Source organism: Bradyrhizobium sp. 170, assembly GCF_023101085.1.
GTDB lineage: Bacteria > Pseudomonadota > Alphaproteobacteria > Rhizobiales > Xanthobacteraceae > Bradyrhizobium.
The window spans coordinates 8,542,436-8,558,257 of sequence record NZ_CP064703.1; the positions used below are offsets into that span (position 1 = coordinate 8,542,436).

A 15,822-nucleotide genomic window follows, 5' to 3' on the forward strand; every position below is an offset into this window, starting at 1 on the left:
GGGCAAAGGCGCGCTTCGCGCCGTGCCCACCATCCGGGACGTCGCTCGTAATGGTGGGCACGCTATGCTTTGCCCACCCTACGAAGTTCTTACGCCGCGTTGTCGGTCGAACGACGTATCAATACCTGCCCTACTTCCACTTCGCCAAATAGAAGCGCGGCAGCTCGTCCGGGTACGGCGTGAAGTCGAGCTGCCTGGAGTGACCGTAGGTCGTCACATAGGTGTGCAGCGGCGCCCAGTAGGCCTGCTCGGTGATCTTCTTGATCGCGGACGAATAGGCCTCCTTGCGCACTTCCGGACTTATGGTCGATCCGCCCTGGAGCAGCCATTTCTGCACGTCGGGATCGCGCGCGTAATCATCGGCGCCGCCGTCGAAGTAATTGGGAAGGATCGCCGAGACGTCGTTGATCGAATAGCTGCCCCAGCTTCCGAGATACATCCGCAATTCGCCTGCCTTGGCGCGCTGGATCAAGGCTGCCGTCTGGAGCTGGTTGAGCTTGGCGCGGATGCCGACCGCATGCAGGTAGTTCTGGACCGACGAACCCCATTGCGGCAGCACGTAACTGGCAAGCTCGACGTCGAAGCCATCGGGATAGCCGGCCTCTGCGAGAAGCTTCTTCGCCTTCGCCGGATCGTAGTCGTAGGCTACTGCGGCTTCGGCATCGCATCCGAACTGCGACGGGAAGCATGGCGCTGAAGGAACGCGGCTGCCGCCGGTGACAAGCTTGTCGGCAATCGCCTTGCGATCGATCGCATGCCAGATCGCCTGGCGCACCTTGAGCTTGGTCAGGGGATTGTCGGCGCCGGTGCGGCCGCCCGCGTCGAGCGAGAGAAAGCCGATCCGCATCGATTCCTTGCGCACGGCCTGCAGATGCGGCATCCGGTTCACGGGCTCGAGCTGGTCCGGGTTCATGTTCCAGATCCAGTCGGCGCGGCCGGCAAGCAACTCCGTCATTTCGGTCGTAGCGTCCGGCACGAAGCGCACGCTCATCTTCTTGATCGCAGGCTTGCCCTTGGGACTGCCGGCCCAGTAATCCTCGAACCGCTCGAAGTCGATGGAGACGCCGGACTCGACCCTGGTCATCTTGTAGGGGCCCGCGCCGACCGGCGCCTTGGCGTAGCCTTCGGCGCCGACCTTCTCGCGATAGGCCTTGGGATAGATCGGCAGCACCAGCGCGAAATATTCCAGCGCGGCCGGATTCGGCCGCTTCAGCTTGACGCGCACCGAAAGATCGCCGGTCTTCTCCGCCTTTTCGATCCAGTTGTAGTTCGACGGCGTCGACACGCGGCTCGCCGGATCGGCGACAAGGTTGACCGTATAGACCACGTCGTCGGCCGTGAACGCGCTGCCGTCGTGGAATTTTACGCCCGGGCGCAGTGTAAACTCGATGGTGGTCGGATCCGGAAACTTCCACTCGGTTGCGAGCAGCGGCTCCAGCTTGAAAGTATCCGGATTGCGGTAGACCAGCGCGTCCCAGCCCTGGTGGTGCATCACCACGCCGGTGCGCAGATTGTTGAAAAAGGGATCGACGTTGGGAAGCGCATCGCGCATCACGATCCGCAGCGTGTCGGCGGACTTCTGAGCGGCCGCGGGCAACGCACCGGCGCCCGATAGAACCGCGGCCAGAATGGCCGCACCGAGCTTGTTTTGCATACGCATATCGCCCTCTCCATTATTGGTGTTTTGTGAAGTGGCGTGAAGCACGCCTTATGCCAGATGACACTCTGCCATTCCCTGGGGAGGCCGGACCATGCGCGTTGGTGCCTCATGGCGGCAGCGTTCGACCGCGATGCGGCAGCGCGGGTTGAACCGGCAGCCCGGCGGAATATTGGCGGGATCCGGCATGGCGTCGCCGAGGCCGATATCAGGCACACCCTTGCCCGGCTCCGGCGTCAGCACGCTTTCCAGCAGCGCCTTCGTATAGGGGTGACGGGGCGTGCGAAACAGCGCGTCGGTTTCGTTGCGCTCGACGATCCGGCCGAGATACATCACCGCGACCTCGCTCGCGACGTGTTCCACGACGGCGAGATTGTGGCTGATGAAGAGGTAGGTCAGCCCGAGATCGCGGCGCAGATCGGCAAGCAGATTGAGGATTTGCGCCTGCACCGAGACGTCGAGCGCGCTGGTCGGCTCGTCGCAGATCACGATCCGCGGCTCGAGCACCAGCGCACGCGCAATCGCCGCACGCTGGCGCTGTCCGCCGGACAATTGCGCCGGCATGCGCTCGCCCATCGCGGCCGACAGCCCGACGCGCTCGAGAATGCCGCCGACGCGGCGCTCGACCTCGGCGCGCGAGAACGTGCCCTGCGCGGTCAGCGGCAGGGCGACGATGTCCTTGATGCGCCGGCGCGGATTGAGCGAGGCAAACGGATCCTGGAACACAGGCTGGATCAGCCGGGCACGCGCCTTGCGGTCGAGGTCGAACAGGCGCTTGCCGTCGACCAAAACGGTCCCTGCTGTCGGCTTGAGCAATCCGAGGATCATGCGCGCGAGCGTGGATTTGCCGCATCCGGACTCGCCGACGATGCCGAGCACGCTGCCGGCCGGCACGCTGAACGTGACATCGTCGACCGCGACCACGCGCTTTTCCGCCGACATCAAGCCGGTGTGGACGCGGAATTCGCACCGCAGGTTCTCAACCTCGATCGCGGCGGTCATGCGGGTTGCAGCTCCGCCCAGTCCGGCTCGAGCCGGCAAAGATAGTCGTGCACATCGCCTGCCTGCCGCCGCGGAATCGCGCGCGCGCAAGTCTCGTCGGCGTGGGCGCAGCGCGAGCGAAAGGCGCAGCCGGCAAAGCCCGCCCCGATCGCCGGCACGACGCCGGGAATCGAACCGAGCGGCCGGTCGCGCTGCACGCGGCCCGGTACCGGCACACAGGACAACAGGCCGCGCGTGTAAGGGTGTTGCGGCGCACGGAACAATTCGGCGGTCGGCGCACGCTCCACCACCTCGCCGGCATACATGACAGACACGTGGTCGGCGACGCGCGCGACGATGCCGAGGTCGTGGGTGATCAGCAGGATCGAGAGGCCGAACTCGCGCTTGAGGTTGGCGAGCAGCCGCAGGATCTGCGCCTGCACGGTGACGTCTAGCGCGGTGGTCGGCTCGTCGGCGATCAGTAATTCAGGATCGCACATCAGCGCCATCGCGATCATGACGCGCTGACGCAAGCCGCCCGAGAGCTGGTGCGGGAACTGGCCGAGCCGCATGCCGGGTGCGGTGATGCCGACGCGGCCCATCAGTTCGGCGGCGCGGTCAAGCGCCGCAGCGCGCGAGCCTCCCTTGTGGCGCGTCAGCACCTCCGCCATCTGCGAGCCGATCGTAAACGCCGGGTTGAGGCTGGTCATCGGCTCCTGGAAGATCATCGCCATGCGATTGCCGCGCAACCGCGCCATCTCGCGGTCCGACAGCGAGGTGAGGTCGGTGCCGGAAAAGCTCATCTGTTTCGCCGAACGCTGGCCACCGCGCGCGAGCAGGCTCATCACCGCCAGCGCGCTCACCGACTTGCCGCAGCCGGATTCGCCGACCAGGCAATGGGTCTCGCCCTTCTCGACCCGGAACGAGGCGCCGCGCACCGCCGCGGTGCGGCCGCCGAACGTCACCTGCAGCTCCTCGACCTCCAACAGCGCGCTCATCGCAGCCGCTCCGCGCCGAGCAGGTTGCGCAGTCCGTCGCCGACCAGATTGATGCCGAGCACCAGAACAGCCAGCGCGACGCCGGGGATCATGATCACCCAAGGTGAAAAGAACATGTAATCCTTGCCCTCGGCGATCATCAGCCCCCAGGACGGCAGCGGCGGCGGCACGCCGAGGCCGAGGAACGACAAGGCGGCTTCGAGCAGGATCGCCAGCGCCATCTCCAGCGTTGCCACCACGGCGAGATGGCTGGCGATGTTCGGCAGGATCTCCCTGATGAGGATATGCGCCGTCGAGGCTCCGGCGCACCAGGCCGCGCTGACATAGTCGTGGTTGCGAACCTGCATGGTGGTGGCGCGCGCCACCACCGCGAAGCGATCCCACAACAACAGCCCAAGGGTCGCCACGACGAGCCCGAGGCCCGACCCCATCAGCCCGACCACCGCGAGCGCGACCAGCACGACGGGGATAGACAGCCGCGTCGTAATGGCGAACAGCACGACATCGTCGACGCGGCCGCCGAAGAAGCCGCCGAGAACGCCGAGCGTGATACCGATCACCCCCGACGTGATCACCGTCATGATGCCGATCAGGAGCGAAATGCGCGCGCCATAAACCAGCCGCGCCAGATAATCCCGCCCGAGCTGGTCGGTGCCGAGCAGGTGTCCCGCCTGGGTACCCTCCATCCAGAACGGCGGCTTGAGACGGTTGCCGAGATCTTGCGTGAACGGATCCTGCGGCACCAGCGCGTTGCCGATGACCGCGGCTGCGACGACCAGCGCGACGATGGCGATCCCGATCGCAAAGCCGGCGGTGCCGATGCGCGACGCACCGACACTCGAAGGCTGGGGGGCCTGAATGGCAATCGGTTCGCTCATCCCGTGCGCAGCCTCGGATCGAGCAGTGAATTGAGGATGTCGGCCAAGAGAGTGAGGCCGATGTAGAACACGGCAAGCACCAGCACCACCGCCTGCACGACGGGGAAATCATTCTTGGCGATACTCTCCCAGCCGAGATAGCCGACGCCATGCAGCGCGAACACCGTCTCGATCACGATCGAGCCGCCCAGCATGAAGCCGAGCTGGACCGCGGCAATCGACACGACCGGAATGGCGGCGTTGCGCAGCGCATGCTTGAAGATGATGCGCGCCCGCGACAGGCCTTTTGCGCGCGCGGTGCGGATGTAATCAGAGGCCATCGCCTCGATCATCCCCGAGCGCGTCAGCCGCGTCAGCGCCGGGATCGCCGTGAAGGCGAGCACGATCCCCGGCATCACGAAATGCTGCCAGGTGCCGGTGCCCGAGATCGGCAGCACCCCGAGCTGCAGGCCGAGCACGATCATCAGGATCAGTGCGAGCCAGAAGCTCGGCACCGCCTGCCCGACCATCGTGAACAGGGTGACGCTGCGATCGATCCAGGTGTTTTCGCGCAGCGCCGCCAGTATGCCGAGTGGAATCGAGATGACCAACGCAAGGCTCAGGCCCACGAGACCGAGCGTGAGCGTGATCGGCAGGCGCTTCTGGATCAGGTTCGCCACGCTGTCCTTGAAGAAATAGCTCTGGCCGAAATCGCCGACCATGGCGCGGCCGGTCCAGGCGAAGAACTGCACGTAGAGCGGGCGATCGAGGCCATAGGCCTTGCGCACGATTTCGACGTCGGCTTGCGTTGCCGAAGGGCCGGCGATCGAAATGGCGAGGTCGCCGGACAGCCGCGTCAGCAGGAATGCGAGCGTCATCACGGTGAGCGCGACCAGCACACCGATAGCAAGACGCCGGGCAATCAGACGCAACATCTACAACATCCCCAAAACCGACCAGCACGCCCCCACGTTCTCAGGCCGGCAAAGCAAACGCAACGGTGTCACCAAACTGTCGTCCCATGCAAGAGCGAGTTGACGATTGCCACGATTGCCCACCGCAACGATCCCCATTGCGATGATTGCAATCTGCGTGCCACGGCAATCCCCGGTCTCACGAGTCCCGATAAGGTTTAGCGGCCGAAGAAATTCGAGCGAATTCAATATCCCTGGTTCCAGAATACGGGCCATGCAGGGACCGCATCGGAGACACCAAGGTCCGTGGACTCGAAGCCTGCGCCCATTTTTCGAGCGAACTGAGCCGAGATGGCTCACACGGCCGCCGGTTGTGCGGTGTCAGGGCTCATCGGCAGCGAACGAGTCCGAGCTGGTGTCTTGCTTGCGGCGCTCGCGATGCTGCCCGGCAGCTTGGCCCACACCTATGCGGAGATCTTCGCTTGCGTCGTTCGGGGCCGCACTCGGTCTCATGCTGCCGGGCAGTGCGTGCGGTCGATCATTTTTTGCGGACTCCCTCAGGGAAAAAACGCGAGTCATCCGTCCTATTCCGTGACGTCCAAATTTTGTCTCAGTCCGCATCGCAGGATTGACGCAATCTCGAACGACCGTCGCGGCCCGCGCATTTGCAGCCGAGGCGCCGTTGAGGGGGAATGATGAAGTCCGTTCTTAAGTGGGTCATTTGGCTCTACGTCGCGGCGGCCTGCGCTTATATTTTCTACGAGTGGTACGCTTACGCAGGGCTCTATCGGCTGGCCGCCGAGTGGCAATTGGAGCAGTTCGGCTCCTACCGGGCGAGGCTCACCCTGCTCTTTCCGCTCCTGGTCCTGGGCAGTCCGGCCGCCGTGCTTGTCACGCTTACAGGTATGCAGGACCAGATGCGCATGACCGACGCGGGCGCCAGATCGCCCGCGATTTTCGTCTTGCTGGGTGTCGTGGCCCTGGCGGTCTCGGCCGGTGCCGGCTGGTACGGCTATGTGAGGTCGATGGAAACGTTCAACGTCGAGAGCCTCGACCTGTCGAAGGGCGACACGCCGCGATCAGCTCATGCGACGATCACCGGCATCGCGCGAACCGAATACATCATCGAGTTCGGGACCAAAAGGGATAGCACAACGATACTCGACCGCTACATTCCATTGACTCCGGCGAACTGGCGCCCGGGCCAGCCACTCGTCTATTTCATGAAGACCAACACGACGGCCTATGTGCCGCCCGGTGGCGGCAGCATGTTGACGCTTTCGCCGAGAACGCCGGCCTTCCAGATCACGACGCAACCGGGCGTTCTGGTGCGTGATGGCCTTCCCGGGCCCGTCGGCGAGGGCTACCGCAAGAACAACATCGCGGTCGCATCGCCGCCGATCGTGCTCGACCTCAGCCCCGGCGCTGACCTGAAGCCGTTCTTCGTCACCGCCGGGGTGAGCGGAATACTCGGCTTCGTCATGCTGGTCTCGGCCGGCGCAGCGGCGGTGCGGCAGCGACGTCATGAAATGTAGCGGTCCGGCGCAAACGGCGCGACGTCGAAGGGCGGCGGTGCGCCATCGATCATGGCGGCAATGGCGGCGCCCGTCGCGGGACCGGTCGTGAAGCCGATGTGCTGGTTGCCGAAGGCAAGCCACAGGCCGGCATGCCGCGGCGCCGGACCGATCATCGGCAGGCTGTCGGGCAGCGTCGGGCGCGAGCCTCGCCATGGTTCGCCGATAGCGTCGCCGAATTCGACCACGCCGCGCGCGAGCGGAACGACCTAATCGAGCTGGGCGAACGAGGAAGGCGCGTCGCGGCCGGTCAGTTCGACGCCTGAGGTGACACGGATGCCCTGCTCCATCGGCGTCATGATGAAACCGCCGTCGATGTCATAAATCGGACGCCGCAACGAACGCGCCGGGTTCGGTTTGAATTCGCGATGGTAGCCACGCTCAAAGGCGAGCGGAACGCGATAGCCGAGCGGCCACAAAATATCAGCGGACCATGGTCCCAGCGCGACCACGACATGGCGCGCCGAAATCTCGCCACCCGCCAGCACCACGCGCCAGCGATCGCCGTCAGGCATGATCGCCTCGAGGTCCGCCTGCCTGACATCGCCGCCCGCGCCAGCGAACATCCGCGCATAGGCCTTGACCACCGCGCCCGGCGAATCGACCGAGGCGGTCTCGGTATGCAGCAGGCCCACTTTATAGTGGGGCACGATATCAGGCTCGAGCGCGGAGATGGCCTGGCGATCAAGCAATTCGCTGGCGATGCCAAATTCAGCCAAGAGGGCCTGCTCCTGCTTCGCTGATGCAACCGCGTCGCTCCGCCACGCCCTCAGCCAGCCGGTCTCGCGAATGCGATGCCCCGCTTGCGCTTTCACGATCCATTCCCGGTGCAGTTTTGCCGATGCACCGATCAATCCATGCAGGGCGGTCGCGCGTGGCCTGAAACGCGACGCAGCCGAATCGGACAGAAAGCGCACGACCCATCCCGCGTTTTGGACCGCCCAGACCGGATTCCAGCGCAACGCGGCGTGGCGGTTGGTCAGGTATTTCGGCAGCGCCTTCCACAGCGCGGGATTGTTGAGCGGCGATATCGAGCCGCTGCTGATGATGCCGGCATTGCCGTAGGAGGTCTCGCTGCCCGGCTCGCGCCGGTCGACGAGAATGACCGACATCCCGCGCTGCCGCGCGGCATAGGCTGTTGATACACCGACGATGCCCGCGCCGAGCACCACGACTTCAGTTTTTTCTTCCGACATCGACTTTCCAAATTCAATCACGGGAACATTTCACATCGTGGCCCGCCCGCCAATGTCCGGCTTCGAAGGGAATGGCCACGCCGGAATGACGATGCCAAAGCGCACACCGCCACGCAGGGAACAGCCGGTTCCGCTCCCAACAAATCATCACCAAAAGGCCGCATGTGAGTCCGCAACCTTTCTGACTCCCGTGACTTTGTGCACCGCGACGTTCGTCGCATTCCAGCCAACCTTCATAGGAGTTGACTACATGGCTGCTCTACTCGGAAACCTGCTTGGTACCGTCGATGGCCTGCTCGGAACCGCCACCGGCGTTCTTGGCGGCGCAGGCGCTAGCGGCAGCGCCTCTGCAAGCGCCGGCACCACGGCGGACCTGTCGCACACGCTCGATCTCGGCGCAGTGATCGAGACGAGCCCGAGCATCGACCTCTCCGCCGGACTCGACGGTGTCGACGCCTCGGTTTCCGCACCGACCCTGATCGGTGCCAGCGCCGATGTCGATCACCTCGATGTTGGCGGCCTGCTCCACGGCCTCGCCTAACGCCAGTTGAGCCTCAGACATTCAAAAATGCGCGGCGTGGGGAACGCATCCCCACGCCACGTCTCGACCACCTGCGCTGCACGAGTTGATTGCGCAGCGTCCTGTCGACCTGCGCCTTGAGGTGATCGCCGAATGCCTACGGGCACGCTGACCGCGCTTGATGAATCCGTCGCCCCGCAGCGCCGGACCGACGACGTTCGCCAGGCGCTGATCGCGCTGTGGCCGCACTTCCTCTGGGCCGGGCTGTTCTCCAGCGGCATCAACCTGCTCTATCTGAGTTCACCGCTCTATCTGATGCAGGTCTATAACCGCGTCCTGCTCAACGAGAACGTCTCCACACTCGTGCTGCTCACGCTGATCCTGGCGATCGCGCTGCTCACCATGGCGGCGCTGGACGCGGTACGCTCCTGCATCCTGATCCGCTGCGGCATCCGCCTCGACATGGAATTGTCGGCGCGCGTGTTCGAGGCGCTGGTGGTGCGCTCGGCGCAGCGCGGCGCCTCGCGCGGCGCGCAGCAATTGCGCAATCTCGATCAGTTCCGCACCTTCGTGACCGGTCCGGGCCTCTACTTCGCGTTCGACCTGCCATGGATCCCGATCTACCTCCTGCTGCTGTTCTTCATCCATCCGCTGCTCGGCATCGTCGCGACCATCGGCGCGGTGCTGCTGCTCGGGCTCGCCGGCCTCAACGAGGTGATGACCCGCGAGCCGATGAAGGAAGCGGAGGCCGCCGGCAACCAGTCCTACGTGTTCACCGAAAACATCCTGCGCCACGCCGACGTCATCCGCGCCATGGGCATGCAGCCGGCGGTGGAACGCAACTGGCAGAGCCAGCGCTCGTCGATGCTGGTGCAGCAGGCGCAGGCCAGCGACAAGAACGCGGTGATGACCTCCTCGATCCGCTTCTTCCGCTTGCTGCTGCAATCGCTGATGCTCGGCACCGGCGCCTGGCTTGCCATCGACCACGCCATCACGCCGGCAACCATCTTCGCCGCCAGCATCGTGATGGGGCGGGCGCTGGTGCCGGTGGAACAGGCGGTCGGCACCTGGAAGCAGTTCATCGGCGCGCGCGAGGCCTATGCGGAAGTGCGCGATCTGCTCGGGGAGATCGACCTGACGCCGCCGCACACCATCGTGCCGCGGGCGCGCAATACGATCGAGGTGCGCGAGCTGCGCTGCCTGCTGCCGGCGCGCAAGGAGCCCGTCATCAGGGACCTGACGTTCGAGCTCGGCGGCGGCCAGGCGCTCGGCATCGTCGGCCCGAGCGGCTCCGGCAAGAGCACGCTGGCGCGGCTCCTGGTTGGCGCCATCGCCCCGGCCGACGGGCGGTTGCGTTTCGGCGGGCTCGACTACAGCCATTGGGATCCGCTCGAGTTCGGCCGCCATGTCGGCTATTTGCCGCAGGACGTCGGCCTGTTCGCCGGCACGGTGCGCGAGAACATCGCCCGCTTCGGCGACGCCTCGACGGAGGAGATCATCGACGCCGCCAAGCGCGCCGGCATTCACGAGATGGTGCTCGACCTGCCGAAGCAATACGACACGCGGCTTGGGCCCGGCGGCGTCGGCCTGTCCGGTGGGCAGCGCCAGCGTCTGGCGCTGGCGCGTGCGCTGCTCGGCCGGCCGCCGCTGCTCGTGCTCGACGAGCCCAACGCCAATCTCGACGCGCCCGGCGAAGAGGCGCTCAAGATCGCGCTGCTGCAGGCCAAGAGCGAGGGCGCGACCGTCATCGTGATCACCCACCGCACCACCATTCTCGACATCGTCGACGTCATGATGGTGCTGCGCGGCGGCATGCTCGACATGCTCGGACCGCCGGGCGAGGTCTATCACGCCTTGCAGCAGGCCGCTGCAGGACGCGCGTCATGACGGCGATCGACGATGGCTTCAGCCCGATGCGCGACCGCGCGCGCTATGCGCGCCCCGGACGACCGGCCCTGATCGGCGGCAGCGTGGTCGCGGCGTTCGCCGCGGCGATGACGATGTGGGGAACGCTCGCGCCGATTTCGGGCGCAGCCATCGCCAGCGGCAACCTGCAAGTCGAAGGCCGGCGGCAGAGCGTGCAGCACCCTTACGGCGGCGTCGTGCGCCAGCTCACCGTGCGCGACGGCGCGCGCGTCGAAAAAGGCCAGCTCCTGATCCGGCTCGACGACAGTGACCCGCGCGCCAAGCTCGACGTCCTTACAGCCGATCGCGACGCCGCGCTGGCCGCGCGTGCGCGGCTGATGGCCGAACGCGACAAAAGCGATGCGCCTGACTTCGACGAAGGTCTCCGCGTGCGCGGCGAGCTATCAGCCGTGCGTCAGGCCATGGCCAACGAGACGGCGATGATGGCGGCGCGAAAACACCAGTTCGCAGCCGAGACGGCGGTGCTGCGCGGCAAGATCAAGGAGCTCGAATCGCAGATCACGGGCACCCAGGCGCAGCTTGCCGGCACCGAGAAGCAGCGGGAACTGCTGACGGACGAGATGAACGGTGCGCAGCATCTGTACGCGCAGGGTTATACGCCGAAGACCCGCATCCTCGCCTTGCAGCGCGAGGACGCAAAACTGCAGGCCGATATCGGCGCGCAGCAGGCCAGCATCGCCGGCATGCAGCAGCAGATCGCGCAGAACGATCTCGAAATCGCCCGAGTGGAGCGCGCGCGGATGAGCGAGATCACCGACCAGTTGCGCGCCACCGAAAACAAGCTTGCGGAGCTGGGGCCCAAGATCGACGCCGCCACCGACGTGATGGCACGCACGCGGATTACCGCGCCCGCGACCGGCTCGGTGGTCGGCCTCGACGTTTTCACCGAGGGCGGCGTGATCCAGCCGGGCGCGCGGCTGATGGACATCGTACCGACGGACAATCCGCTGATCGCGGCCGCGAAGCTGAAACTGTCCGACATCAACGACGTCGCCGTCGGCCACCGCGCCGAGGTGCAGCTCATCGGCGTCAACTATGTCGAGCGCCCCCGGCTCTATGGCACTGTGCACACGGTGTCCGCCGACCGCCTGACCGACGACAAGTCCGGACAGGGTTATTACGCCGTCGAGGTCGCGCTCGATCCGAACGACGTCAAGAAGTCGCGCATCGATCTGCAGGCCGGCATGCCGGCCGAGGTGATCGTGCCGACGCGGCCGCGCACGCTGTTCGAATATCTGCTCGGTCCGCTGCGCGACGAGATCACCCGCGCGTTCCGCGAACGCTGACGAGGAGGTGGCCATGGCCGAATCCGAAAAGAACGCCCGCCGCTCCGACGAAGCCGAGCGCAGCCGTCATATCTCGGCAACCGAGTCGGTTGCTTTCGCCACCATGTTGCTCGGCCTTCTCAACGACGCCGACACGGTGCTGCATCGCATGGAGCACGAGGGGGAGGCACGCGCGGCGGAGCCGGCCGCACTGCACCCGGCAGCGACGCTGGCGCCGGCTGATCCGGGGCCGGATCACGAGGAACAGCATGCCGGCACGATCGAATCTCCGGCAGTCGATTTTTCGCCTACGGTCCATACCGACGCCACGGCAGCGACCTCGCCACAGGATGCGGGCGCGACGCTGGACCACACGTCATCGGGCGAAGTGCAGGCTACGCAGGCTTTTGCATCGTCGCCTGCACTATCGGCCCTTGGCGCATCGGTGGATCACGCGCCATCGGCGGGCGCGAGCAGCGGGACCGGCGGCAGCATCGCATCACCCACGCTCGATCCCGGCGCATCCGTTCACGCGCTTGCAGACACCGTCACCGGCATCGTCGACACCGCGCTTGCAACAGTATCGAGCACGATCGCGAGCCTGAGCGCCACGGCCGGACAACTGACCTCGACGCTGACGGGCACCGTGAGCCACCTCGTCGACGGCCTGACCGGCGCGGTGACCGGCCTGATACATGACGCGCCTGGCACCGGCCTGCTCGAACCGCTGACGACGAACCTTTCCGGCCTGACATCCGGCGCGACGGATTTCTCCGGCTCCGCGCAGCACGACATACCGCTGCTCGACACCGCGGGCGCGATACCGACGTCGCTGCTGCATCCGATGCCGCTGCAACTCGGCTTTCTCGGCCAGCCGACCATGGACGGCCACGAGCCGCACGACGGCGCATTCTCGGCGCTGGGCGTGCATCACTTCTGAAGAAACCATCTCGGACAGTTTCCGGATGGCTAAACGAATGCCAATCCGGCAGCGATCAGCACCGTCAATCCGAGCGTGACATTGAGCACACGTTCGCTATTTGGCGACAGCATCAATCCTCGCAGGAAGGCCCCGACGTAGAGCCAGACGATGTCCACCACGATCATCACCGCTACCAGCAAAAACCATTTGGTGAGGGTATCCTGCTGCGCGCTGCCTTTGATCACGGTATAGGACGCAAGCAGAGATGCGAATGCCAGATAGGCTTTCGGATTTGTCACACCCAGGAGAAATCCGGCCGCGGGCGACGCGTGCGCGCCGTTGCTTGCCTGGGCGGTTTCTCCGACCGGGGACGACGCAATCCTGTAGGCGAGATAGATCAGATAAACCGTGGCGGCTATCGTCATCACGCGCAGCGCGGACGGGAATGCTGCCAGCAACGAAAACAGTCCTGCGGCCGTAATGCCGGCAGCCGTTGCCAAACCCAACTGAAGCCCTAGGAAATACGGCAACCCTCCAACAAGGCCTCGGGCGCGACCGACCGCGATAAGGGCCGCGATCGCAGGACTTGGCGATCCAAGCAATCCGACCGCCGCAGTCAAAAATATGCCTAGTGCAACCGTGTCCATTGCGGAGCGCCTCCCTCCAAGAGGACTAACCGGTTTGTCTCCAATGCAAAAACCAATTATTCCGATGAGCGGTATTGATTTTTGTTAATTGCAGAATGACGCGCCAACGTAGAGCAAGGCAAAGGGCGGCACATGCACGCCGGCCGTGCGAAGTATCTCTGAGGGACTGGCATGATGAGGCTGCGTGGCGTTTTCCTGACCTCCGAAAATCCTGAGGTAGCGGCCCGCTTCTACGCGCAGGTCGCCCAGCTACCGATGGAAAAGGTCGGGGTAGAAGGCGGATACATCTACTGGCGGATGGATCGGGATGGCATGCAATTGGCGATTCACGACGCCAAGGCGTTTGCCGATTACACTCATCCCGCGCTGCCTGAATCGAATCTGACCCATCTCTACTTCAGCATCGAGGATCAGAACCGCTTTCTTGCGCATCTGAAAACCTGCGGGCTCACGCCATACGCCACAGACGACGTTGTCGTAACCGTAGTCGATCCCGACGGACGAAAGGTGATGTTTGGAACCGCCTGATCGTCGACTTCGCAGATCCGGCGTAAAAATGGCGCGCCAGCGTGGATGAAACTGATAACTACATTTCCGCTGGGGCGCTATGATATCCTACCCTCCAGCCTGCGAATACCGCCGTGCGTATCCGAGAACCGCCAAGGTGTTACGACTCACTGCTCCGTAGAGCACATTTTTTTCGATTGTGCGGAGACGACGAAGGTTGGTCGGACGTCTCTCATAAAGTCAACGCGTGCAATGATCACCGGAATTGTTGATCCGTGTTGCGGCAACATCGGCGCGGTCTGCTACTTGCCCAGCGCTTCGCTCCGCTGAGGGCGAACATAACGCCCTAAAGATCGGAGAATTTTAGGGTGAGGAGCCAAGCGGCCGACCGCGAGATCGACGACTTCATGACTGTCCCGCGCTCGCGCCCAGGGCGACGAGAAGCTCGTCCAGCTGCTCGAACTGCTCGGGCATCGCGTCCGCCGCCCCGGTGCCGGCAGCGTCGAGAGCTTCCTTCGAGGGATAGAGCTCGTGCGTGACCAGCAGCGTCTTGCCACCTTTTTCCTCGAAGGTCACCGTGGTGACCGGTCCACCGTCACCACCTTCGTCATTGGTCCAGACGAGGCGCGAGTGCGGTGTCACTTCGATATACCTGCCGAAGAATGCCGAGGAGTTTGAGGCATCATGTCCGAACTCGAGGCGGTATTTGCCTCCGGCACGAACATCCATCTCGCAGGAAAGCAGGGGCACGCCCATCGACTTCGGTGCCCACCACCGCATGAACAGCTCGGGCTTGGTCCAGACCTCGAACACGGTGCGCGCCGGCGCGTCAAAGGTTCGCGTAACGACCAGCTCCCGGTCGGACTTCCGTTCCACCGTCGTGTGGTTCTTTATGGGGGTGGACTCACCCTCTCTTCTTTTGTCCATCGACCTTCTCCTTCCGTTTCAATTCCTCGACAACCTTGTCCAACTCGTCGAAGCGTGCGTCCCAGAGATGGCGGTGCCTTTCGATCCATGCCGCCTCTTCCTCCAGTCGGCGTAGGCCGAGCTTGCAGGTCCGCACTCGGCCGACTTTCTCCGTGGTGACGAGTCCCGCCTGCTCCAAGACGCCGACGTGCTTCTTCATGCCCGTGAGGGTCATTTGGAACGCCTCGGCAAGGTCCGTGATCGAAGCGTCTGCACGTCCGAGCCGCTCCAGAACGCCGCGTCGGGTGGCGTCCGAGAGCGCGGCGAACGAGGCATCTAAGCGGGTCCGGGCATACTGAACCATTCGGTTCAGTATGTAGCGCACGGATTGGCGGCATGCAAGGGGGACCGAGCGCGCTGCGTTGCCGGCCGCCCCCCAGATCGACCCCATCTCGACGAGATTCGATCGACCTCGGCGATCCCATGCCCTGTAGCCATTCCGCCAGAAGCGATTCGAACTTTTCTGCCGTCCGGGATCGCCGAACTAACGATATCTAAGAGTGTTCCGATTTCCGCCGTCGTAGCCAGTACGGCTTTGTCGTAGTTTCAGCGACTTACGGCGGGATTTGGCGCGCCACGGCCGATGAAGATGGGCACTATTGCTTCGCCGTGACGCTATGATGCAGTTCGCCGAGCCACGCCACTGCTTGCGCGCATCGCCCAAAGCACTCTCCCGTTCTGCGATGGCAGGCAGCGGTCGCTCTGGAGGCAGTCGGGCACGACGTTGTTTGGATGAGGACAGCGGCCCCAGGCGCGACCGATCCGGGATTAGGGAGACACCATTACGTATTTCTGCAACTCCCAACTCCAACTGCTCGACGTGCTCGGTCGGCTTGCCGCACGGTCTGCCCTTATCCGCTGATGGGCCAACTCTAGACACAAACATAAAGCA

General features: G+C 64.5%; 14 protein-coding genes and 1 pseudogene. 6 read left to right on the plus strand and 9 right to left on the minus strand.

Annotated elements, in window-relative coordinates:
* Positions 1-130: 130 nt before the first annotated feature.
* From IVB05_RS40290 to IVB05_RS40310, 5 genes are read right to left on the minus strand one after another with little or no spacing between them, the layout of a single operon-like run.
* Positions 131-1,660, minus strand: coding sequence for an ABC transporter substrate-binding protein (locus tag IVB05_RS40290; RefSeq protein WP_247781620.1), 1,530 nt, complete (start codon positions 1,658-1,660; stop codon positions 131-133).
* A gap of 48 nt (positions 1,661-1,708) precedes the next feature.
* The gene (locus IVB05_RS40295) at positions 1,709-2,659 is read right to left on the minus strand and encodes an oligopeptide/dipeptide ABC transporter ATP-binding protein (RefSeq protein WP_247781621.1); all 951 of its coding nucleotides are present in this window, start codon (positions 2,657-2,659) and stop codon (positions 1,709-1,711) included.
* Positions 2,656-3,636 carry an ABC transporter ATP-binding protein gene (locus IVB05_RS40300; RefSeq protein WP_247781622.1) on the minus strand — a complete coding sequence of 327 codons (981 nt, stop codon included), beginning with the start codon at positions 3,634-3,636 and terminating at the stop codon, positions 2,656-2,658. Before IVB05_RS40300 ends, IVB05_RS40295 begins: the two co-directional genes overlap by 4 nt.
* Complete coding sequence (locus IVB05_RS40305; protein ID WP_247781623.1) at positions 3,633-4,514, minus strand: ABC transporter permease; 882 nt, start codon at positions 4,512-4,514, stop codon at positions 3,633-3,635. Before IVB05_RS40305 ends, IVB05_RS40300 begins: the two co-directional genes overlap by 4 nt.
* Positions 4,511-5,428, minus strand: a complete 918-nt coding sequence (locus tag IVB05_RS40310; RefSeq protein WP_247781624.1) for an ABC transporter permease — start codon at positions 5,426-5,428, stop codon at positions 4,511-4,513. The genes IVB05_RS40305 and IVB05_RS40310 overlap by 4 nt, the downstream gene beginning before the upstream one ends.
* A 674-nt stretch (positions 5,429-6,102) precedes the next feature.
* Here IVB05_RS40310 and IVB05_RS40315 point away from each other — a divergent pair.
* Entirely contained in the window at positions 6,103-6,942 is an 840-nt protein-coding gene (locus IVB05_RS40315) for a hypothetical protein (RefSeq protein WP_247781625.1), read from the plus strand.
* Here the strand turns inward: IVB05_RS40315 and IVB05_RS40320 are convergent.
* Positions 6,930-8,177: pseudogene (locus IVB05_RS40320) on the minus strand (FAD-dependent oxidoreductase). The gene IVB05_RS40315 and the pseudogene IVB05_RS40320 overlap by 13 nt on opposite strands.
* Positions 8,178-8,427: 250 nt before the next feature.
* Here IVB05_RS40320 and IVB05_RS40325 point away from each other — a divergent pair.
* The 4 genes from IVB05_RS40325 to IVB05_RS40340 all read left to right on the plus strand — a co-directional run bounded on the left by IVB05_RS40325 (position 8,428) and on the right by IVB05_RS40340 (position 12,828).
* Entirely contained in the window at positions 8,428-8,718 is a 291-nt protein-coding gene (locus IVB05_RS40325) for a hypothetical protein (RefSeq protein WP_247781626.1), read from the plus strand.
* Between the two features lie 132 nt (positions 8,719-8,850).
* Complete coding sequence (locus tag IVB05_RS40330) at positions 8,851-10,584, plus strand: type I secretion system permease/ATPase (protein ID WP_247781627.1); 1,734 nt, start codon at positions 8,851-8,853, stop codon at positions 10,582-10,584.
* Complete coding sequence (locus tag IVB05_RS40335; protein ID WP_247781628.1) at positions 10,581-11,909, plus strand: HlyD family type I secretion periplasmic adaptor subunit; 1,329 nt, start codon at positions 10,581-10,583, stop codon at positions 11,907-11,909. The genes IVB05_RS40330 and IVB05_RS40335 overlap by 4 nt, the downstream gene beginning before the upstream one ends.
* 13 nt (positions 11,910-11,922) lie before the next feature.
* On the plus strand, positions 11,923-12,828 hold the full coding sequence (locus IVB05_RS40340) for a hypothetical protein (protein WP_247781629.1): 906 nt from the start codon (positions 11,923-11,925) through the stop codon (positions 12,826-12,828).
* A 29-nt stretch (positions 12,829-12,857) separates the two neighbouring features.
* On the opposite strand, the gene IVB05_RS40345 is transcribed toward IVB05_RS40340, so the two are convergent.
* Positions 12,858-13,457 carry a LysE family transporter gene (locus IVB05_RS40345; protein WP_247781630.1) on the minus strand — a complete coding sequence of 200 codons (600 nt, stop codon included), beginning with the start codon at positions 13,455-13,457 and terminating at the stop codon, positions 12,858-12,860.
* 171 nt (positions 13,458-13,628) lie between these two features.
* Here IVB05_RS40345 and IVB05_RS40350 point away from each other — a divergent pair, with 171 nt between their 5' ends.
* Positions 13,629-13,985: a VOC family protein gene (locus IVB05_RS40350; protein ID WP_247781631.1), complete on the plus strand. Its 357-nt coding sequence runs from the start codon at positions 13,629-13,631 to the stop codon at positions 13,983-13,985.
* Between the two features lie 384 nt (positions 13,986-14,369).
* On the opposite strand, the gene IVB05_RS40355 is transcribed toward IVB05_RS40350, so the two are convergent.
* Together IVB05_RS40355 and IVB05_RS40360 are read right to left on the minus strand one after the other, a co-directional pair.
* Positions 14,370-14,891 (minus strand): SRPBCC family protein, encoded by a 522-nt coding sequence (locus IVB05_RS40355; RefSeq protein ID WP_247781632.1) that lies wholly within the window; start codon positions 14,889-14,891, stop codon positions 14,370-14,372.
* On the minus strand, positions 14,869-15,234 hold the full coding sequence (locus IVB05_RS40360) for a metalloregulator ArsR/SmtB family transcription factor (RefSeq protein ID WP_247787357.1): 366 nt from the start codon (positions 15,232-15,234) through the stop codon (positions 14,869-14,871). The genes IVB05_RS40355 and IVB05_RS40360 overlap by 23 nt, the downstream gene beginning before the upstream one ends.
* Between the last annotated feature and the right edge of the window lie 588 nt (positions 15,235-15,822).